Consider the following 19907-nt stretch of genomic DNA (forward strand, 5'->3'; position numbering starts at 1 on the left):
AAGGCGTGGGTGCCCACCCGTCTCCGAGCGGCCCGCCCACGTGTCCGCAACTCCGGCGAACCGACCAGCGGCGCCGATACCACCGTCGCAGCGGCCACCTCCCTGAAGCGCCGTGGCATTCAGCCCGCCAGCAGGGGGAGTGGGGCCGCTGACCGCAAGGCCTGTCGATCGCGGTCAGGCTCGCGCCAGGACCAGCAGCTTGCCTGAGGGCGGCTCGTCGAACGCAGGGATGTGCGAGTCCGGCGTCAGGGCGATGAGGCTGTTCAGGGCCCATGTGAGGTGCCTGGCGAGTTCCTGGTCCAATCTCTCTCTTTCGGTCAAATGGAGTGCGCCCAGAAGCGAGGTGACCGCCAGCACCATGCTGCTCCTCTTTCTGGGGCGGCTTCGTTCCCACAGGGGTGCGGCCAGTCGGATCGCGTTGTCGATCAGGACCGTTGCTTCTTTGAATTTGATCGTGTCAGCGCGTTGCAGGGCGGCCTTCAGGTCCACTTCCGGGTCACGGGCGGGCGAGTTGGCGGAGAAGTGGCGCAGCTCGTCGCGGATGAACGAGGCCATCGTCGTCGCTCTGCTCCCGCGCCTCGGAGACCCTCCAGTACGCCTTGGCCTGGTTGCAACGAACGAGTTCCGCAGTGAAAGGCACGCCCGAACTGTGCTCACGACGACGTCCATGCCCTTCGTTCCGAGTTCGCCGGCGAAGATGAGACGCGCCAGAATCAGGTCCTGTACGAGGCCGGTCGCAGAAAAGTCAGGCGCATAGAGACCAGGGTCGCCGTTTTTGTACTCGGCTAGGCAAAAGGCGTGGTCGCGGACGCGAATCAGGGCTTGGCGGAGCTCGTCAGCGAGGTGCCAGGCCAGCGCGCTATCGGTGTCGGAAGAACGAATGGATGCCGCCGACCGGGTGAGTGGGTGAACAGCGCGGACGATGCGGAGAACGTGATCGATGCTCGTGTTCCGTGAGGCATTGCCGCCGACCATGGTGGAGTTCCCGATGGGGACGAGGGGGCCGCCACCAGCGGGACCCTCGATGCGGAGCCGGTCGATACTTCCGATGATCTCCACTGCGATGCCATGGGCGCGGCTGCTGGCAGGGCTTCGGATGAGGGCGTCCGCAAGCTCGCGCGCCTCGTTCATCGCGCGGTCGAGATCGTTCATCAGGGTTTGGTCGGGGCGGCCGAGTGCGAGGGCGGGGTCGAATTCATGGATGGAGCGGCCGCCGAGGGGCAGAAGGCCCGCGAGTGGATGGTCCCGGACGAAGTCGCGAGAGCGCTGGTGAATGGCCTCGAAGAGAGCGCCGACAAGAGCCGCGGAAACGGTCCCGTTGTCGTAGGACAGCCATCGGCGACCGGAAGCGAGATCGCGGCCGAGTTCCTGGCCGAGGGCGGTGGCGTGGACGATGGCGCGGTCGCGGAGGCCGGCGATGGCACGCTGATCGGCGTGGTCGGGAAGAGCGTCGAAGCCGAGGTCGACGGCGCGCTCGCTGAGGCGGCCGTGTGCGGCGTCGATGACGCGCTCACTGGCGAAGCTGAGATCGAAGGCCAGGTCGAGCGCCTCCAGCAACCGGTCTTCGGCGCGGTTGGGGTCGCGGGGTTGCGCGAAGGCCAGCAAATGGGGAAAGACGGCCGGCGTCGCGGGCGTGAGAAGGCGGAAGAGGACGTGGGTCTGCTCGATGATGAGGGCCGGATAGGCGTCGATCTGCTGCGGGGTGGGCCAGTGCGGAGCTCTGTCCGGCGTGTAGGGGATGAGGCGCGTTTGGCCGTGGGTGTGGGTCCAGTCCTGGTCCGCGGCGTAAAGGACCGTTTCGGCTCCGCCTGTCGTCGCGGGGTACAGGTCGCGGTCGAGGGCTTGGCGCGCCTCGGCCGGCGTGGGCAGGCGGTAACCGGTGCCGTCGCCGAACAGGCCGTTGAGCCAGGCGAGAAAGGCCTTGATGTCCTTCGTCCATAGATCGCCGGACGCGTTGTCCGGCGCGTGACGGTCCTCGGTGTGGACGACGAAGCGTCTCCAGAGGTCGTCCGGGACGGGGTGGGCGCAGATGCGGGTGCCGTCCTCCAGAACATGAGTGTCCTGGAGGACCCGAGCCGCGGCGACTCCGTCCAGCAGCCGGATCTCCTCGGGCTCGCGGCTCTCCGACCGCAGAAGCCGGTCGAGCCGCGTGCGGAGGGCGGGGTCGAGTTCACGGGCCTCCTCTGCGCACGCATACGCGAGGTTGAGCGCTGGGACCGTCCGATCGGCCAGGCACGCCTCGACGAGGGGACTGGCGTCGGCACGGGCGGCCCAGAGGAGCGTGACCTCCCGCCACCAGGGATTGCTGACGTTGTCCATGAGCAGTTCGCGCCGGGAGGCGTGCGCGGGCACGCGCATGGAGGCGAGGTACTCCTGCAAGGTGAGGTGCGCGAAACCGTAGCGGCCGTGCTGGTGCTCCAGCAGCAGGCCGCTGCGTTTGACATGGAGCAGGAAGGCCGCGGGGGTGACGTTCGGCGCGGTCCGCGCCATCACGGCGTGGACGGCGCGCTCGGCCTCTTCGGCCGGGATGTCGCGCAGCTCGCGCCGCATCATGTACCAGGCCAGTTCCTGGACGATGCGCTCCTTCTTGTCGCCGCTCAGCCCGTCCACCTCGCCGTCGGCGAGCCTCTTGGCCTCTTGGCGGCGGTGGAGGAGTACCTGGCACACCTCCTCGTAGAGCGCGACGCGGCTGCCGGGCAGGCTGCCGCGGTACCGGTGCACGTTCGCGATCATCGTGAGCAGCAGCGGGTTGGCGGCCAGGTCGGCGAGCACGGGACGGCCGCTGATCCGCCGGAACAGATCATCGGCCGCTTGCGCGGCGATTCGATCGATCTCCTCCGGATCGCCGCGCCGCGCGCGCCGCTCGATGGCCCGGTACCAGGCGTGCAGGAAGTCGCGGATCTGCTGGTTGGTGAACCGCTGCACCTGGAGGACGTCGGCGCGCGACAGCCGATTGGCGTCGTACCCGAGCGGACGGGACGTGACCACGAAGGCGTTGGCCGGGTAACGGCTGATCTGGTCTTCCACCCACCGCACCACGCGGCTGCGGTCCCCGGATTCGGCCACCTCGTCCAGGCCGTCCAGCAGGACCACGCACCGGCCCCGCCGCAGACGCTCGTCCAGCCACTCGGCCGAGACGGCGCCGTCCAGCCAGGGCGCGGTCGCCGCGACCTGTGCGAGGCCCTCGGGCTCTCCGCCCGCGATGGCTTCGGCATGGTCGCGCAGATAGAGCAGTACCGGGAGCGGCCCGTGGCGCCGGCGTCCCGGCTCCCGCCGCTCCGCCATCTCCAAGGCCGTGTACCGGGCCAATGTCGTCTTCCCGGACCCCGCGGCGCCCAGGACGGCGAGCACCCGCCCCGGCGTCAGGAAGGACGCCAGCGAGGCGCGCCGCCCGGCCTCCGTGGAGGAGACGGAGCCGATGCCGGTGTCCGTGACCGTGTCGGTCACCGGCCTCGGTCGCAGCATCACGTCGACGTAGACCTGGCGGGTCCGCAGCACGTACGCCGCCTGGGTGACCAGCCCGATCGTCTCCATCTGTTCGACCGCCGAACGCATCCGGCGCAGATACCTTCGTCGTGACCCCTTTCTCCGCCCTCTCGCTGGGGGAGGAGAAGAGACCGTTTCCTGGGAGGGCGCGACGGGTGGCGGGGCGGCCTGTACCAGCGCGCCTAAGAGCGTGAACACCAGCGCCAGGTATCCCCAGCTCCAGCTCAGCTTGCCGTTGTTGTAGACCTGGTTGACCGCCACGCCCGCCGCGACCGCCAATGACGCCCCGAGCAGAACGCCCCCCGCGTATCTCAGCCTGCGCACAGCGGTCAGCCCCCAGCCGCTCGACGTCAATCCCCGGAAGACCACTCAACCGTGCTGTACCGCATCTCGGTGGAAGAGTCGCGGAACCGGCCGCTGTCGGTCGCCGTCACCGCATCAGGTGAGCAGGTCTTCGGGGCTGGTCGTGGTCGGGAAGCCGGTGCTGGCGCCCCACATCTCGGCGAAGCGGCCGTTCTCGAAGCGGAAGATCTCGAACAGTTCGGGTTGCGCGTCGCCGTCGGGAAGGGCGAGGCCCTCGACGGTCGACCGGACGGCGGCCCTGTCGCCGTCGACCAGGATGTCCCGGGCGACGACCTTGATGCCGGGGAAGCGGGCGACGAGCACGCGCCAGGCCGCCGTGCCCGCCTCGATCCCGGCGCCGAGGGGGTGGCTGTAGAAGTCGGGCGTGTGCAGAGCGGCGGCCTCGTCGAACCGTCGGCTGTTGAAGCATTCCTGCATCCGTCGCACCAGGTCGCTGGCGTCCTCGCGTGTGGTCATCGGCGCGGTCTCCTCATGGCCGGTACGTGACGAGCGGCGCGAACCTAACCGGTGCGCCGCCCCGGTTAGGGACCACGGTATCCGGTGCGGCGCCCCGGTTGTGCTTCGCCGCGATGAGGGGGCCGTTGGTGCAGTGAAAGCGTAACTCGTAAGTTACGCTTTCACCGTGGACGACGTGGTGAGAGCGATCGCGGACCCGGTGCGCCGGGAGATCCTGGTCATGCTGCGCGGCGGTCGGCTCACGGCGGGGCAGATCGCCGGGCACTTCGAGATCAGCAGGCCGGCGGTAAGCCGCCACCTGCGCGTGCTCCGGGAAAGCGGACTGGTGCGGGACGAACTCGTCGGCAGGGAACGGCTCTATGAGATCGATCCGGGGCAGCTGACCCACCTCGCCGCGTGGCTCGCGCAGTTCGTCCAACCCCTCGGCTGGACACACCGCTTCGACGCGCTGGAGACGGAGGTCCATCGGACCCGCCGCGAACGCCGTGTCTCCGGCACCTCCGATGAGAAGAAGGAGAACTCCGCATGAACCCCCGACCCACCGGCAGGCTGGTTCGTACCGCCACTGGAAGTGATCTCGTCCTGACCCGGTCGTTCCGGGCGTCCATCGAGGACGTCTGGGCCAGCGTCACCGAGCCCGAGCGCACGGCTCGCTGGTTCGGTCCGTGGAAGGGCGACGCCGCACCCGGCCGGACGATCCAGGTGCAGATGGCGTTCGAAGACCAGGCGCCGTGGTGCGACATGCGCATCGAGGCATGCGAGCCTCCCCGGCGGCTGGCCCTCTCGGCGACGGACGAGTTCGGTACCTGGCGCATCGAGCTGCTGCTGTCCGAAGCGCACGGCTCGACCCAACTGCGGTTCGTGGAGCATCTCGACAACGAGGAGCAGATCGGGGAGAACGGTCCGGGCTGGGAGTACTACCTGGACATGCTCGTGGCCGCGCGCGACGGCTCCCCGGAGCCGGACTTCGGCGCCTACTTCCCCGCCATGAAGCCGTACTTCATCGACCAGATCAAGCAGGACCCGGCCCGCTGACCGGCGGTGCCCCCGAGCGTTCAGCTGAGGTGAAACAAGACGGTACGGGGGGCCTGGCTGGGCCGGGCCCCCCGTGAGCATGACCTGGTGGGTGCCAGGCCCGCGAGTGAGTCAGTCGTCGGTGCGGGCGACACCGGCGACGAGCCCCGCAGCGTAGCTGCAAAGGCCGATGAGAAAGTCGCCGGGCGTGACGGCGCCCTGAGGGCCGACCGGGCCGCGGACGGCGATGCCGTTGGCCGCCAGGACGACGAACGCGACGCCGGCGACGACTCCGACGATGACGGCGACACCGGCGGTCCAGAGGACGATCTTCCGCACGGCGGGGCCGGTGAGGGCGCCGAGGACGACGCCGAGGGTGCCGATGACGCCGATGACGGCGCCGAGGACGGCTCCCTCGATGACGCGGTTGCGAAGGAAGTCGAGGTAGTGGAACGCGAAGGCGTCGATCTCGTGTCGGTGGTGGAGGTCGGCGATGAAGGCGGCGTAGTCCAGGCCCCCGATGAGGCCGCCGACGACCGCGCCGGTGACGACGCCCACGGCGAGCGAGATCAGCAGACGCGCTTTCTTCGAGGTCCGCCGGAGCGTGTCCGGCGAGATCAGCTGAAACCTGTCCATGTCGGATTCCCTCTTTGGGTCGAGGCGCGCGTGCCTGGCACGTGCACCGGGGTTGTTTGTCGAGGGCTCGTGGTTCTCCACGGCCGTGGGTCTTACCGTGCCGAGCGCGGCCTTCCCGGCAAACGACGGGTGCGCTCTTTTGCCTCCCCTGAGCCGCGGTCCGGCGAATCGCGGAGGATCCGGTGCGGCGCCCCGGTTAGGCTGGGGCCGACATGTCCAGACGGCCCCCTGATTCCGAGCCCTCGACGGTTCCGCGGCGCGACCGGGAGCTGCGGGCCGACGCGCGCCGCAATCGCGAGCGGGTCCTGCGGACGGCCCGGCGGCTGTTCGCGACGGAGGGGCTGGGGGTCTCGCTCGACGAGATCGCCCGCCGGGCCGGCGTCGGCCCCGGCACCGTCCACCGGCACTTCCCGGCCAAGGAGGAGCTGTATCTGGCCGTCGCGATCGACATGCTGGAGGGGCTGATAGCCGAGGCGGAGGCGCTCGCCGCCGTCGGCGATCCCGAGGCCGTCTTCGCGCTGCTGGCCCGGATGGTGGCCACGGGGGCCGAGAACGCGGCCGTGAAGAGCGCGCTCGCGGCCGCCGAGTTCGACCTGCGCACCGCCGCCCCGGACGTCGCGGCCGACCTCACCCGCCATGTCGCGGATCTGCTCGCCCGCGCGCACGCGGCGGGAACAGTGCGCGACGACGTCACCGCCGACGAGGTGATGGCTCTGGTCGCCGGCGCCTTCGCCGCGATCCGCCACGTCGGCGCGGAAACCAGCCCCGAACGCTCTGCCCGCATAGCCCGACTCATCCTTGACGGCCTGCGCCCCCGGCATACGGCGTCGGCGCCCGAGCACCGGGCATCCGCGCCCGGTTGACGGCACGACTGCCCGCGGACGGGCACCCCGCAGACGGGTGGGCCCGCGCTCGCTCGCTGGGAGACTCTCACTAACGAAGGCCAGGGGAGGCAGCGCCTCCCCTGGCCTCAGCTCTTACCTACCGGGCGGCTTGAGCCCGGCTGCCACCCTGACGGGCGGTCAGAACGGCTTGTTTCCGCACCGGTCGCAGCGCCAGGTGTTACCGCTCGGGTCAGCGGGGTCCACGACGTAGGTTCCGCCGCAGGGGCACCGTCCCAGCGCGGTCGGTCCGATGGGAGCGCGCAGCGTGCACCGCGCTCCACCAGTGCGCGGACGCCGCTTGGAGCGGCATACGCGCGACGCCCGTGGCGTCTCGGTTATGGTCATGGTTCAACCTTTTTCTCTGAAGGAAACTCGGAGGACGATCCTCCAATGGTGATCTTCTCTAGAAGATCGCATTGGTGCAAGCGCATGCTTGGTTCGCCAAAATCCGTCTTGCCTCCCCTTCGATTCCGGTCGTGGCAGAAGTAGGCACTCCTATGCATGCCGCGAATGTCGATGGCCGGTCAGGGGCGGGCCGGAATGAACCGTGATCGCTTTGGGAGCGTCGGTACGGGGGACGCCGGGTCGACGGAGGGAACGGGATGCTCAATCTGGACGGGTGGAACGCGATCGACGGGGTGCTCAAGGCGCGGTACGGGGACGCGGCGCGGCTGGAGTGGGACGCTCCCATGCCGTACCGGCCCGCGGGACCGGTGCCGATGGGGCGGTTCGTCACCAACACGATCGCGATCTACCCGCGGGACGAGCCCGTTCCGCACTGGCATCTCATCGGGTACGCGCTGACGGCGCCGTACGAGGAGCGCGGGTACGAGTTCACGTTGCGGGTGCCGCGGCGGCCGGAGGAGACGGAGGCGCCGAACTGGGCGCTGGCGCAGCTGGAGCACCTGGCGTCGTACGTGGTGAGGAGCGGCAACGACTTCCAGGTGGGGCACTACATCGAGTTCCCCGACCCGCTCGACCCCGAGCGCCCGGACTCCGACGTCCGGGCCGGGGGGCTGGTGCTGGACCCCGAGCTCGGGCGGGCGCGGACGGAGCTGGGGGAGATCACCTTCCTGCAGTTCGTCGGCCTCACCACCGACGAGTTGCACGCGGCGCAGTCGTGGCACGTGGACGGGCTCGTGGAGGCGATGGCCCCGCACCTGCCGATGCTGATCACCGACCTCGGCCGGATGTCGCTGGCGGACCTGCCCGATGTGGCGTGGGCGGTCCGCGAGGGCTCGGCGCGGGAGGGCGCCGGGACGGGGTTCCTGTTCTTCCAGCGGCTGGCCGCCGACACCTCGGACGGGGTCACGCTGGAGCTCGGCGTCCAGCACGTCTCGCAGTTCACCAAGGTGCTTCCGGCGCGGTTGCCGCACGGGAACCCGCTGATCCTGCGCGGTCCGGGGGAGCCCGTCGTGCTGCTCCCGGGGCGGGAGTTCCGCCACTCCCGCACCGGCGAGGCACTGGAGATCACCCTGCCGGACGGGGTGGCCCGCGCCGTCGCCGAGGCCGTCCGGCCGCGGGCCGGGACGTACCGGGTCGGCCCCCTGACGGTGAACGTGGTCGCCTAGCCGGGTTCGGCCGTCGTGTGGGGGAGGGCGACCATCGCCATGACGTGCTGCGCCGGGCTGCCCGGAGGAGCGTAGAGGAGGAACGGGCGGCCCGGGGAGTCGGTGCGGATCTCGGCCTCGTAGAGGACGGCGACGCCCGCGCTCGACAGGTGCGTGACGCCGGTCAGGTCGACGGTGAGGGGCATGGTGCCGCCGCGGGTGCGCACGACCAGCTCCTCGCGCAGCTGCTCGGCGGTGGCGGCGTCGACCGGGCCGTCCAGGCGGATCCGCGGGTTCCCCTCCGAGGGCTGGTCCAGGATCAGCAGCAGGTTCGGCAGGTCCGACAGGTCCGGCGCCGGGGTGACCTCGCCGGGGGTGAGCAGCCGCGCGGGACGGGTCAGCCGGTGCCGGACGGTCGCGGTCGTGCCGCGCGGGCCGGTCTCGACGTGCAGGTCGTCGGCGAAGTCGCTCGCCATGGCCAGGCCGCGGCCGCGGTCCTCGGTGGGCTGCCACGGCTCGCGCCAGTGGCCGTCGTCGGCGACCTCGATCTCGACGCCGCCGCGCCCGGTGCACCCGGCCCGGATCCGGACGGCGCCGGGCGCGCCGTCGTAGGCGTGCTCGACCGCGTTGGTGACGAGTTCGCCGATCGCGTGCCGCAGGAGGATGACGTCCTCGGCGCGGGCCCCGAGGTCGTACAGCCATTCGTCCAGGGCCTTGCGGGCGGCGGGGATCGCCTCCGACTCGGCCGGCAGGTCCAGCAGCAGCGGCGCGTGCGGCGCGGTCCGCTGCGCGGCCAGCAGCGCGATGTCGTCGTCGTGCCCGGACGTCCTGACCAGCAGTTCCAGCGTCTGCGTGGTGAGGCGGTCGACGGCGGCGAGCCAGTCCTCGCGCAGCGCCCGCCCGGCGGCGACGTCCGCGGCGACCTCCGCCAGCTCGACGGTTCCGGCCGCGACCTCCTGGCCCGGCCGCCGCACGATGCCGTCGCTGTAGAGCAGGATCTGGTCGCCGACGGCGAGGCGGTCCTCGGCGAGCGGGAAGCCGGTCCCGGTGCCGAGCGGCCCGCCGCCGGACGAGCGCAGGTAGCGGGCGGGGCCGGCGGACGGGATCAGCAGCGGCGGCGGATGCCCGGCCGTGCAGTACGTGAGCCGCCCGTCCGCAGGGTCCACGGCGGCGACGCACAGGGTCGCCGCCCGCGCGGCCGGGAGGCGTTCCGCCAGCCGGTCGACGGCGGCGAGCGCCTCGGCGATGTCGCCGGTGTGGTCGAGCCGGTCCTCGAGGACTGCGCGGATCCGCCCCATCGCCGCCGACGCCTCGACGCCGTGCCCGGCCACGTCCCCGACCACGAGGGCCGTCCGGCCGTCCGGGAGGGGGACGGCGTCGAACCAGTCGCCGCCCGCGGTGGAGCCGCCGCCCGCGGGCAGGTAGCTGCCGCCGATCTGCAGGCCCGGCAGGATCGGCAGGCCCGCGGGCAGCAACTGCCGCTGCAGCACTCCGACGACGTCGGCGGGCTCGGCCGGGCCCTCCTCGGCGGCCCGGCGCGCCGCCTGCCGCTCCCGCACCCGCTCCGTGACGTCCTGCGCGAACGCCACGAGCCGGACGACCTCCCCGGTCGCGGACTTCTGCGGGACGATCGTGCAGTCGATGTAGACGTCCTCGTCGGGGCCGGTCTCGCGGGGGAGCTGGATCCGCCACTCGCGCGCCGTGACCGTCTCCCCGGTGCGGAACGGACGGTCGAACAGGTCGAACAGCTGCTGGGCGACGAGCTCGGGGAACAGCTCGGAGGCGGAGCGGCCGAGCACCTCGTCCCGCTCCACCAGCGCGCGGTACGCGGCGTTGACCGCGACCAGGCGGAACTCGCCGGGGCTCTCGACCCCGGCGACGGCGGCCGGGATCGCCTCGAACACCTGCCGGACGGTCCGGGCGTCGCCGGTGAGCCTGTCCATGTCCTCGTCGCGTGCGGACTCTCGCATCAACCCTCCGGATGGTCACCTCCGTGCGTCCCTTTGTTTCCGACTCATCCGGGTTAACACCTTGTGACGCACTCGTTGCGCAAGCATCCGGTACCCGCTTGCGTCGAGGAGATTCATCTCATACCCGGGGCGTTCCGCGCCAGGCCCGGCGCGTCGGCCGGGACGCGCCGGGACGCCGCCGGCCCGCGCCGCCTGGTCCTAGGCCGAACGGACCTCACCGGCCGGGACCGCGGACCGACGCGGCCGACCGGCCGCGGCGACCAGCATGGACGCATGACCGCAGACCTCACCGCCGAGGCGGCGGCGCGACCGGCCGGGGCGAGGACCCCGGGCTGGGCCGCGCTGCTCGCCGCGTCGATCGGCCAGTTCCTCGTCGTCCTCGACATCTCCGTCGTCAACGTCGCCCTGCCGCACATCCGCGAAGGCCTCGGCCTCGGCGCGACGGGCCTGCAATGGGTGGTCAACGCCTACTCGCTGACCTTCGCCGGGTTCCTCCTCCTCGGCGGGCGCGCCGCCGACCTGTTCGGCCGCAAGCGCGTCTTCATCACCGGGCTCGGCCTGTTCACCGCCGCCAGCCTCGCCGGCGGGTTCGCGCAGGACGGCGCCATGCTGATCGGCGCGCGCGCGTTCCAGGGCCTCGGGGCGGCGATCCTCGCGCCCGTCACGCTGTCGCTCGTCACCGGGACGTTCCCCGAGGGCCCGGCCCGGACGAAGGCGATCGCCATGTGGACGGCCGTCGGCACCGCGGGCGGCGCGACCGGCGGCCTCGTCGGCGGGCTGCTGACGGACTACCTGAGCTGGCGCTGGGTGCTGCTGATCAACGTGCCGGTCGGCGCGGTGGTCGCCGCCATCGCCGCCCGCTGGCTGCGCGGCGAGGGCGACGCGGCCGGGCGGCGCCGCCTCGACCTTCCCGGCGCCGTCCTCGTCACGGCGGGCGTGGGCCTGCTGGCGTTCGGCATCGGCGAGACCGGGGACCACGGCTGGAGGGGCGTGATCCCGGTCGCGGCCGGAATCGTCCTGCTCGCCGCGTTCGTCGCCGTGGAGGCGCGCACCCCCGAGCCGCTCGTGCAGTTGCGGCTGTTCCGGCTGCGCAGCGTCGCGGTCGGCAATCTCGCGACCCTCGTCGGGACGATGGCGGGCTTCGCGCTGTGGTACTTCCTGTCGCTCTACATGCAGAACGTCCTGCACTACAGCGCGGTCCGGACGGGCCTGTCGTTCCTGCCGCACACGGCGGGGATCATCATCGGCTCGCGGCTCGCGCCGCCCCTGATGGCCCGGATGGGCGCCCGGCGCCTCGCCGGCATCGGCGGGGTCATGGCCGCGGCGGGCTTCGCCTGGCAGAGCCTCGTGCTGGACTCCGACGGGACGTTCCTCACCGCGATCCTCGGTCCGGGCGCGACGATGGCCCTCGGCTTCGGCCTCCTGATGACCCCGCTGGTGGAGGCGTCGACCAGCGGCGCGGGCTCGTCCGAGGCGGGCGCGGTCGCGGGCGTCGTCAACACCTCCCGCACGATCGGCGGCGCGATCGGCCTGACCGTGCTCGGCACCGCCGCGGCGCACACCGGACCGGATCCGGTGGACGGCTACGCGGCCGCCTTCCTCGTCGCGGCCGCGATCACCATCGCGGGCACGGCCATCGTCCCGTTCCTGCCGCGGCCGCAGCGGGCGCCTCAGGCCGAGGAGGCCGCGATCGCGTGACGCACGGCCCCGCCCGATGCTCGCTCACGGATCCACTATGGCCGCGTCGCGGGGGCCGGACCAGTCGGCCGATAACAGAACGGGCGCGCCGGAAGGCGCGCCCGTCTCTGTCAGAAGCGAGGAAAGCGAAAGGGCTGGTTTCATCTGAAGTATGAGAAGGAAGCCCTTTCATGGCCTCGCACGGCGACTTTAGCAGTCAGGCCGGGATCAGGTCACTCAGATTTTCCGGCGTGTAGACCGTGGAACCCTCGGGCAGGCCGTCCGGGCGTTCCAGGCCGATGAACGTGACCGGCTCGCCGGGCGCCGTGCCGTCCCAGACGGACGTCCTCCCGGCGTCGAGCAGGTCCACCAGGTGGCGGACGGTCAGGTAGCGGCGTTCCACGATGCCGCGCAGCAGCGTCGACGTCGTCACGCGGTTGTCCTCCACCCGGTTGAAGTTCGCCGCGCCCGCCAGGTGCAGGTGCAGCCACTTGGCGCGCCACCGGCCGTCGTCGCCGCGCAGGAACACCAGCGGCAGCGCGACCCGGCCCGGCCCGCGCAGGTCCGACTTCATCCGGACGGTCCGCGCCTCGAACGGGCGCCCCTTCTGCTCCGCGTCGCGCAGCATGAACCCGAAGAACGACTCCTCGACCTCCCCGAACCCCTCCCCGGAGAAGATGTTCACCTGAGGGACGACGAACCGGGCCTCGACCTTCGCCAGGGTCAGGTTGATGAACTCCGAGGCGCCTTCGGGGGCGTCGGTGATGTCGCCGGAATGCTCTCCCGCCACGGTCGTGAGATTCGTGTAGGACAGCCATTCGGGGCTGCCGTATTCCTGGTCGAGCATGAGCGCGGAAAGGTCGAAGTCCGTCCTGCGCTCGTGCTGCCGCCAGTAGACGAAGAACCGCAGCAGCTCGCCGTCGACGGGCGTCACCGACCCGCGCGGCAGGACGCCGAGCCCCTTCCCGGCGGCCTTCCCGCTGAGCGGCAGCGCGACGTCGAGCACGTCGGGATCGACGACCAGGCGGCCGACGGCCGGGAGGCGGCTCCGCACCTCGTCCTCCAGCATCGCCGAGAGCCGCTCCGCCGCGTCCGGGTCGAGGGGCGGGCGGGTGTCGGGCACGGTGGCGCCGCGGCCGAGCCGGTTGGCGAACAGCCGCGTCCGCCCGGGCTCGGCGGCGCGGTTGAGCAGGTGCTCCCGCACCGACAGCAGCACCCGTCCCGAAACCCGGTCGATTACCGACTCGGCCGTGTCGAGCACCGCGTCCCGGGAGTCCGGCGCGAGGCGCAGCAGCCGGTCAAGGGACCGGAACAGCGTTCCCGGCGCGCCCGCCGCCACGCGCGCGGCGCCCGCGACGTCCCCGTCCGCCAGCCGCGCCTCGAAGCGCGCCGCGAACGACGGCGCCTTCTTCTCGCCGCGCGCGACCGCGAACACGTCCGCCGCCCCCGCCCACTTCGGGTACTCGTGCGGGTGGAGCCGCTCGCCGAGCCGCTTCCACGGCTCGCGCCAGGCGGCGACGTCGCCGAGCTTGCCGGGGTCGTCGCGGACGACGCCGTCGAGCGCGGCGAGCAGCGACCGGCGCGTGGGGCGCGGCATCGACACGAACCGCGTGGGCTCCTGGAGGGTCACGTCGCCGTCCGACAACGCGCACGCCAGGCGCAGCACGTCGGTGACCGTGTCGACGAGCAGGTTGGCGCCCAGCGCCAGGCGGACCCGGTTGATCACGGCGCGGTTCTCCCGGACGGGGATGCGCTCGGGGTGGGGGCCGGCGGTGTGGTGCGCGGCCAGCTTCTCCAGGGTCTCCAGGTCCTCCTCGCCGAGCGGCGTGGTGCTCCCGGCGAGCCGCAGGTACAGCTCCGCGGCCTCCTCGGCGAGGGCCCGCCCGAGGTGCAGGACGGTCACCCGGTCGCCCGCGGCGGCGACCAGCTCGTCCTGCGCCGCCAGCATCTCCTCGTAGGTGTGCTGGTAGCGGCCGTAGCCCTTGAGCGTGAGCAGGTCGAGGACGCCGCTCTCCCGAGCCTCGCGGACCGCCGGCGCGAGCCTCGCGTCCTGCAGCGTCTCGTGGAGGAGCCCGAGCCAGAAGTCCAGGGTGCCGGGCACGTTGCGGGGGAAGTCGCGGAAGTAGGCGTTGTGCCGGACGTGGTCGCCCGCCATCTCGCGGACGGTGGCGAGCGTGCGCACCGCGACGCTCCGGACGGTCTGCTCCGACAGCCCCGACAGCGCGCGCAGGACGTCCCCGGACAGCTTGAAGCCGACCGACATCAGGGCGGCGTCGAACTGCCGCGCCACCGCCGCCCCTTCTCCGGACGGACCGGACGGCGCGGGAATGCGATGCGTGTTCCGGACGACCAATGCCTCAAGCCAGATGTTCACCGCGCCATGGTGACAGAGCGCCATAAATCACTGCACGCTATTAAGCGCGCCGATCAGGAGGCGAGGGCGTGCTGTTCCCGGCGCGCGTCCGGAGTGCGCGAGCGGGCCAGGCGCCTTCCCAGCCTTTGCGCGGGCGCCTCGATCCAGCGCTGCGAGGCCCAGCTCGCCGCCACCAGGACGAGAAGGAACAGGGCGAGGCCGACCACGTCCTCGCGTCCGGAAACGCCGAGGAATTGCGCGGCCACCATGAGCAGCAGCGGATGCAGCAGGTACACCGAGAAGCTGATGGTGCCGAGACCGGTCGCCCAGGCGGGAAAGCCGCGGTCCCGCAGCCGCCAGCCCGCCGCGAACGTCGCGGCCGCCGCCAGGACCGCGCCGCACCACACGAGCTGGGCGTTGCGCCCGTAGGGGGCCGCGTTCCACGTCCCGGCGGCGAGCGCGCCCGTCAGGACCGCCGCGCCCGTCGCTCCGGCCGCGCGCCGGGAGATCTGGCCGTGCTCGGCGCGGTGCACGGCGGTGCCCATGAACATGGCCGCCAGCATGAGCAGGCCCTCCCACGCGCCGACGCGGCCGTTGACCGTGACCAGCGCGAGGGCGAGCAGCCCGCCGAGCAGCCCGCCCGCGACGCGCGGCGCGGGCCGCCGGGACGACGCCGCCGGGATCGCCACCGCCAGGGCGGCCACCGTCACCGCGACCACCGGGCCCGTCCCCGCGGTGCGCGACAGCAGGGCGGCGGGGGCGTACGCGCCCGTCAGCAGGCCGCAGGCGGTCAGCGCGACCGCGGCCAGCGCGACGACGGTGAGGACGACGGCGGCCGGCGCGGAGCGGCGGTGCCCGCCGACGACGAACAGCGCGACGACCAGCAGGTAGAAGGCCATCTCGTAGGAGAGCGTCCACAGCACGTTCATCGCGTTCGGGACGTTGAGGACGTCCTGCAGCATCGTCATGTGCGCGAGGACGGCGGTCGCGGGGGAGTACTGCTCAAGCCCCGCCCGGAGCCCGAGCACGCCCAGCAGGAAAGGCAGGACGGCGAGGAGGCACGTCACCGCCAGCAGCGGGTAGATGCGGAAGAACCGGCCGACCCAGAACCCGCGCACGCTGCCGCGCCGCTCCAGCGAGGCGGGCACGATGTACCCGCTGACCAGGAAGAACACGAGAACGCCGAACAGGCCGGGGTCGAACCAGTCGGCGAGGCGCACCCGCAGGTCGGGCAGGTACACGTAGCTCGCGTGGTGCAGCGCCACCGCCAGGGCCGCGGCCCCCCGCAGCGCATCGAGCCACCCAAGCCTGGACGATACGGGGGAAACACCCAAAGCGGGAAGCATTCCGACAGACTAGTAGCTCTCGCCTCATCTCCACCATCTAGCTCAGGCCTTCCCTTAATCGCATATCTGCCGTGAAATGGATGAGAAAGGTTTCTCGCCCGCCGCGCGGAATGCGGCGGATCGGAGGGGAAATGCCGGGAATCACGCATCGCTCGACCAGGGAACCCGCGATCAAGTCGCGTTTCCTTTCGCACGGCACACTGAAGATCACTGATGTGGCGGCGACGCGGCGCTTCTACGAGGAGGTGCTCGGTCTGGAGGTCGTCCAGCCGATGACGGCGGTCCTCTACGCCCGTCTCGGCGGCGACCACACGTACGTGTGCGTGGAGTCCAGGCCGGACCGCCCCGACATGCCGCTGCTCTATCACAACGGGATCGACGTGGGCAGCGACGAGGAAGTGGACGAGGCCTACCGCGCGATAGCGGAGGCCGGCGAGGAGTACGGGGTCAGGGAGCTCAACAAGCCCGTGCGCCAGCACGGCGTCTACTCCTTCTACCTCAAGGACCTCGACGGCAACTGGTGGGAGATCGGGCACCTGCCGCCCGGCGGCTACCGGTTCCGGTTCACCGACGCGCGCAACGACCTCACCGGCCGCACCGGCCTCACCCCGCAGGAGGCGAAGGACGTATTCCTCAACCCGGTCGTCGACAGCGACTGACGGCGGTCCTCCCGGGTAACCCGGGGCCGCCTGGGGACGATGGGGGCATGACGACCGACCAGGGTAAGACGACGCTGCCGCTGAGCCCGGACGAGCTGCTCACCACGACGCGCACCGTGCGCAAGCGCCTCGACCTCGATCGCCCCGTCCCCATGGAGCTGGTCCGCGAGTGCCTGGAGATCGCCGTGCAGGCGCCGAGCGGCAGCAACCGGCAGGGCTGGCAGTGGGTCGTCGTCACCGACCCCGGGACCCGCGCGGCGATCGGCGAGCACTACCGGCGGGCGTTCGCCGCCTACGCGCAGGCGGGCGGCGCCGGCGGCGCGCAGTACGAGGGCGACCCGGAGCGGGCGGAGGTGCAGCGCCGCGTCGGGGAGAGCGCCGCCTACCTGGCCGACCGCATGGGCGACGTGCCGGTCCTGCTGATCCCGTGCCTGCGCGTGCCCGGCGGACGGCTGCCGGAGGGCAACCAGGCGGGCCTGTGGGGCTCGCTGCTGCCCGCCGTCTGGAACTACGCCCTCGCGGCGCGCGCCCGCGGGCTCGGCACCGCCTGGACGTCCCTGCACCTGGTCTACGAGCGGGAGGTCGCCGAACTGCTCGGCCTTCCCGAGGACGTCCGCCAGGGCGCGCTCGTCCCGACCGCCTACTACACCGGCGACACCTTCCGCCCGGCCTCGCGGGTCCCGCTGGAGGAGCTCCTGCACCTCGACCGCTGGTGAGCCCTTATTGCCGCAGCGCCAATAAGACTCTAGGGTTCGGGGTGAGCCCCGGCGGCCCCGCGTGATCCCCGTCTACGCGCCAGACGCACGCGGGACCGCCGGCCTCGAACCGGAGAAGACGCCCTGACCCAGGGACGGCCTCCGGGCATGGAACAGGGCCGGCGCCGCGAGCGGGCAGCAACGCCGGCCCTGGGATCGGGGACGGGACAGGCTCAGGCCGTCATCTCGGGGCCGCTCACTTCAGGCCGTCGTCGAGGGCCTTGGTCAGGACGCCCGGGTCGCCGGACATCTCCCAGATCATGGCGCCGAGCAGGTTCTTGCTCCGCAGCCAGGCGGTCTTCTTCTGGATCGACCAGGCGTCGTCGAACGTCCACCACTGACCGTTGTCGCCCGTGTAGCAGGACGTCGCCACCGCCTGCTCGTCGTGGACGACCCTGCAGCCGGGCACGCCGGCGATCAGGTTGCTGTAGCCGCGCGTCCCGGCCTCCTCCTGGAACTGGCCGGGCGCCGCGCCCTTGGCGTCCTGCCATTCGCCGCTCTTGCCGCCGTCGGTCACGTTCTGCCAGCCGCGGCCGTAGTAGGCGAGGCCGAGCGTCAGCTTGCGCGGGTTCACCCCTGCGTCCAGGTACGGCTTGATCGCGTTCTCGACGCTGAAGTGGAACGAGTACGGGTCGTCGGTGTCGGCGTAGAGGTTGCCCTGGTGGCCCGTCCGGTTGGGCTCCCAGGAGTTGTCGCTGCCCGCGCCGTGGAAGTCGTAGCCCTGGACGTTGAAGATGTCCATGGACTTGGCGACCTCCGCCAGCTCCCAGCCGGCGTCGATCTTCGCCGGGTCGGCGGGGGTGAACGCCGACAGCAGGTACCGCTTGCCGGTCGACCTGGTCAGCTCGTCGAGCTGGCGGCGGAACTCGGCGATGAGCAGCGTGTTGTTGTGCTTGTCGTCAGGGCTGACGTGGTTGCCCGCGTGGCCCTCGGCGCCCGGCCACTCCCAGTCGAGGTCGATGCCGTCGAAGATCCCGGCGGCCGTGCCCGGACCGCCCGCGCCGTTGTAGTCGGGCAGGTTGCCCTTGATGTAGGTGTCGATGCAGGACGCGACGAACTTCCTGCGGGACGCGTCGGTCCTGGCGACGTCGGAGAAGTACTTGGAGTACGTCCAGCCGCCGATCGAGATCAGCACCTTCAGCTTCGGGTACTTGGCCTTGAGCTTCTTCAGCTGGTTGTAGTTGCCGCGCAGCTTCTCCCAGCCCGTGTCGGCCACGCCGTCCACCGACTGGGCGGCGCTGAACGGGCGCCCGTAGTCGGCCTCGGCGTCGCCCGCTCCGTCGCCCTGGCTCGGGTCCTGCGGGTCGGCCGTGGTGCCCTTGGTGACGCCCTGGAGGCACGTCAGGTTGACCGGGTCGACGTTCGCGAACGCGTAGTTGATGTGGGTGAGGCGGGCGGCGTTGCCGGTGGTGTCCAGGTTCTTCACGAAGTACTGGCGGCCGTAGATGCCCCACTGGACGAAGTAGCCGACGCGCGCGTAGCCGCCGCTGACCACGTCGTCGGTCTTCACCTTCACCGCCGCGCTCGCCGCCGACACGTTGTCGTACAGGTCGCGCGCCCGGACGGCGAACGCGTACTCGGTGGACGGCGACAGTCCCGCGACCGTGGCGCTCGTGCCTGCCACGGTCGTGGCGACCTTCCCGTCCACCAGCACGTCGTAGTTCGCGACGCCGGTGTTGTCCGTCGAGGCCGTCCACGCGAGCTTCACGCTGGCGGAGTCCTTGCCGGTGCTCTGCAGTCCCGTCGGGACGGACGGCGCCTGCGTGTCGGCGGCCGGGTCGTTGGTCCTGACGGTGACGGGCGCGCCGGCGGGGGACAGGTTCCCCTTCCGGTCGCGGGCCTTCACCGTGAACGTGTACTCGGTGTTCGGGGTGAGGCCGGTGACCGTGGCGTTCGTCTCGGGGACGGTGGTCGCGAGCGCCGACCCGTTGTAGACCTCGTACGCGGTGACCGGCAGGCTGCCCGCCTTCGCCGCGTCCCAGGCCAGGGAGACGGTCTTGGTCGTCCTGACCGTGGACTTCAGGCCGCCCGGCGCGCTCGGCGGCACGTCCGCGGCGCCGTCGCAGTTGACGTCGTTGACGCGGCAGCTCGTCGGCTCGGCCCCGGACCTGCTGACGGTGAACGTCGGGCTGTAGGGCTCGGTCGTCCGCCCGGCCCCGATCGTGGAGTTGTAGTAGACGGGGGTGAGAGTGACCGTGGTGCCGCTCTGGCTGACCGTCCCGTTGTCGGCGCCGCTCGCGGTCACGCCCGCCGGCAGGTCGAACACGACGGACCAGTTGCCGATCGACGCGCTGGTGTGGTTCGCGACGACGAACTTGGCCCGGGTCCCGCTCACCGTGTACTCCGCGGTGATCCCGGCCGGCGCGGGCGGCGGTTCACCCGTCCCGTCGCAGTTCGCGCCGTTCAGCGTGCAGCTCGTCGGCTGGGCGGCGGAGCTGAGCGTGAACGTCGGGCTGTAGGGCTCGGTGCTTCCGCCCGCCTTAACGGTGTTGATGTAGAAAGCCGGGGTCAGCGTCACCTTCGTGCCGTTCTGCGACAGCGCGGCGTTCTGCGGGTTGCTCGCCGTCACCCCGGCGGGCAGCTCGAAGACGAGCTTCCAGCCGCTGACGTCGGCGGTCCCGGGGTTGCCGACCACGTACTTGCCGGTCGTGCCGGACAGGCTGAAGACGGCCGTCAGCCGGTCGGCCGCCTGCGCGGGCGCGGCGGCCAGCGCCGCCACGACCACGAAGGCCACGAGGATTCCGATTAATCTGCGCAT

At 71.7% G+C, this 19907-nt stretch carries 14 protein-coding genes; 7 read left to right on the forward strand and 7 right to left on the reverse strand.

Annotation, left to right across the window (positions count from 1 at the left end):
- Positions 1–174: 174 nt before the first annotated feature.
- Both AB0K37_RS00945 and AB0K37_RS00950 read right to left on the reverse strand, forming a co-directional pair.
- Positions 175–3747, reverse strand: a complete 3573-nt coding sequence (locus AB0K37_RS00945) for an NACHT domain-containing protein (protein WP_363972773.1) — start codon at positions 3745–3747, stop codon at positions 175–177.
- A gap of 177 nt (positions 3748–3924) precedes the next feature.
- Positions 3925–4305, reverse strand: coding sequence for a nuclear transport factor 2 family protein (locus AB0K37_RS00950; protein WP_363972776.1), 381 nt, complete (start codon positions 4303–4305; stop codon positions 3925–3927).
- 166 nt (positions 4306–4471) lie between these two features.
- Here AB0K37_RS00950 and AB0K37_RS00955 point away from each other — a divergent pair, with 166 nt between their 5' ends.
- Positions 4472–4834 (forward strand): metalloregulator ArsR/SmtB family transcription factor, encoded by a 363-nt coding sequence (locus AB0K37_RS00955; RefSeq protein ID WP_363972779.1) that lies wholly within the window; start codon positions 4472–4474, stop codon positions 4832–4834.
- Positions 4831–5340, forward strand: a complete 510-nt coding sequence (locus AB0K37_RS00960) for an SRPBCC family protein (RefSeq protein WP_363972782.1) — start codon at positions 4831–4833, stop codon at positions 5338–5340. The genes AB0K37_RS00955 and AB0K37_RS00960 overlap by 4 nt, the downstream gene beginning before the upstream one ends.
- 111 nt (positions 5341–5451) lie before the next feature.
- Here AB0K37_RS00960 and AB0K37_RS00965 read toward each other — a convergent pair whose 3' ends face one another.
- The gene (locus AB0K37_RS00965) at positions 5452–5955 is read right to left on the reverse strand and encodes a hypothetical protein (RefSeq protein WP_363972785.1); all 504 of its coding nucleotides are present in this window, start codon (positions 5953–5955) and stop codon (positions 5452–5454) included.
- Between the two features lie 212 nt (positions 5956–6167).
- Between AB0K37_RS00965 and AB0K37_RS00970 the strand changes: the two genes are divergently transcribed.
- Positions 6168–6818, forward strand: a complete 651-nt coding sequence (locus AB0K37_RS00970; protein WP_363972788.1) for a helix-turn-helix domain-containing protein — start codon at positions 6168–6170, stop codon at positions 6816–6818.
- Positions 6819–7441: 623 nt separating this feature from the next.
- On the forward strand, positions 7442–8410 hold the full coding sequence (locus AB0K37_RS00975) for a suppressor of fused domain protein (protein WP_363972791.1): 969 nt from the start codon (positions 7442–7444) through the stop codon (positions 8408–8410).
- Here AB0K37_RS00975 and AB0K37_RS00980 read toward each other — a convergent pair.
- The gene (locus AB0K37_RS00980) at positions 8407–10359 is read right to left on the reverse strand and encodes a SpoIIE family protein phosphatase (RefSeq protein ID WP_363972794.1); all 1953 of its coding nucleotides are present in this window, start codon (positions 10357–10359) and stop codon (positions 8407–8409) included. The two genes, AB0K37_RS00975 and AB0K37_RS00980, sit on opposite strands and share 4 nt — an antisense overlap.
- Positions 10360–10632: 273 nt before the next feature.
- Between AB0K37_RS00980 and AB0K37_RS00985 the strand changes: the two genes are divergently transcribed.
- The gene (locus AB0K37_RS00985) at positions 10633–12057 is read left to right on the forward strand and encodes an MFS transporter (protein ID WP_363972796.1); all 1425 of its coding nucleotides are present in this window, start codon (positions 10633–10635) and stop codon (positions 12055–12057) included.
- A 196-nt stretch (positions 12058–12253) separates the two neighbouring features.
- On the opposite strand, the gene AB0K37_RS00990 is transcribed toward AB0K37_RS00985, so the two are convergent.
- Both AB0K37_RS00990 and AB0K37_RS00995 read right to left on the reverse strand, forming a co-directional pair.
- Positions 12254–14410, reverse strand: a complete 2157-nt coding sequence (locus tag AB0K37_RS00990) for a TerD family protein (RefSeq protein ID WP_363972799.1) — start codon at positions 14408–14410, stop codon at positions 12254–12256.
- Between the two features lie 53 nt (positions 14411–14463).
- Positions 14464–15735: an acyltransferase gene (locus AB0K37_RS00995; protein ID WP_363972801.1), complete on the reverse strand. Its 1272-nt coding sequence runs from the start codon at positions 15733–15735 to the stop codon at positions 14464–14466.
- Positions 15736–15866: 131 nt separating this feature from the next.
- Here AB0K37_RS00995 and AB0K37_RS01000 point away from each other — a divergent pair, with 131 nt between their 5' ends.
- A complete protein-coding gene (locus AB0K37_RS01000) occupies positions 15867–16394 on the forward strand; it encodes a VOC family protein (protein WP_363972804.1) in 528 nt (175 codons plus the stop codon).
- Positions 16395–16441: 47 nt separating this feature from the next.
- Positions 16442–17110 (forward strand): nitroreductase family protein, encoded by a 669-nt coding sequence (locus tag AB0K37_RS01005; protein ID WP_363972807.1) that lies wholly within the window; start codon positions 16442–16444, stop codon positions 17108–17110.
- A 235-nt stretch (positions 17111–17345) separates the two neighbouring features.
- Here AB0K37_RS01005 and AB0K37_RS01010 read toward each other — a convergent pair whose 3' ends face one another.
- Positions 17346–19907, reverse strand: coding sequence for a glycosyl hydrolase family 18 protein (locus tag AB0K37_RS01010; protein ID WP_363972810.1), 2562 nt, complete (start codon positions 19905–19907; stop codon positions 17346–17348).

The organism is Actinomadura sp. NPDC049753 (assembly GCF_040674655.1).
In the GTDB taxonomy this organism is placed as follows: domain Bacteria; phylum Actinomycetota; class Actinomycetes; order Streptosporangiales; family Streptosporangiaceae; genus Spirillospora; species Spirillospora verrucosospora.

Excerpts from the sequence above, each read along its gene's own strand:
- AB0K37_RS00950 (WP_363972776.1), bottom strand. The coding sequence starts at position 4,305 with ATGACCACACGCGAGGACGCCAGCGACCTGGTGCGACGGATGCAGGAA.
- AB0K37_RS00960 (WP_363972782.1), top strand. The coding sequence starts at position 4,831 with ATGAACCCCCGACCCACCGGCAGGCTGGTTCGTACCGCCACTGGAAGT.
- AB0K37_RS00965 (WP_363972785.1), bottom strand. The coding sequence starts at position 5,955 with ATGGACAGGTTTCAGCTGATCTCGCCGGACACGCTCCGGCGGACCTCG.
- AB0K37_RS00970 (WP_363972788.1), top strand. The coding sequence starts at position 6,168 with ATGTCCAGACGGCCCCCTGATTCCGAGCCCTCGACGGTTCCGCGGCGC.
- AB0K37_RS00975 (WP_363972791.1), top strand. The coding sequence starts at position 7,442 with ATGCTCAATCTGGACGGGTGGAACGCGATCGACGGGGTGCTCAAGGCG.
- AB0K37_RS00980 (WP_363972794.1), bottom strand. The coding sequence starts at position 10,359 with ATGCGAGAGTCCGCACGCGACGAGGACATGGACAGGCTCACCGGCGAC.
- AB0K37_RS00985 (WP_363972796.1), top strand. The coding sequence starts at position 10,633 with ATGACCGCAGACCTCACCGCCGAGGCGGCGGCGCGACCGGCCGGGGCG.
- AB0K37_RS00995 (WP_363972801.1), bottom strand. The coding sequence starts at position 15,735 with ATGCTTCCCGCTTTGGGTGTTTCCCCCGTATCGTCCAGGCTTGGGTGG.
- AB0K37_RS01000 (WP_363972804.1), top strand. The coding sequence starts at position 15,867 with ATGCCGGGAATCACGCATCGCTCGACCAGGGAACCCGCGATCAAGTCG.
- AB0K37_RS01005 (WP_363972807.1), top strand. The coding sequence starts at position 16,442 with ATGACGACCGACCAGGGTAAGACGACGCTGCCGCTGAGCCCGGACGAG.
- AB0K37_RS01010 (WP_363972810.1), bottom strand. The coding sequence starts at position 19,907 with ATGCGCAGATTAATCGGAATCCTCGTGGCCTTCGTGGTCGTGGCGGCG.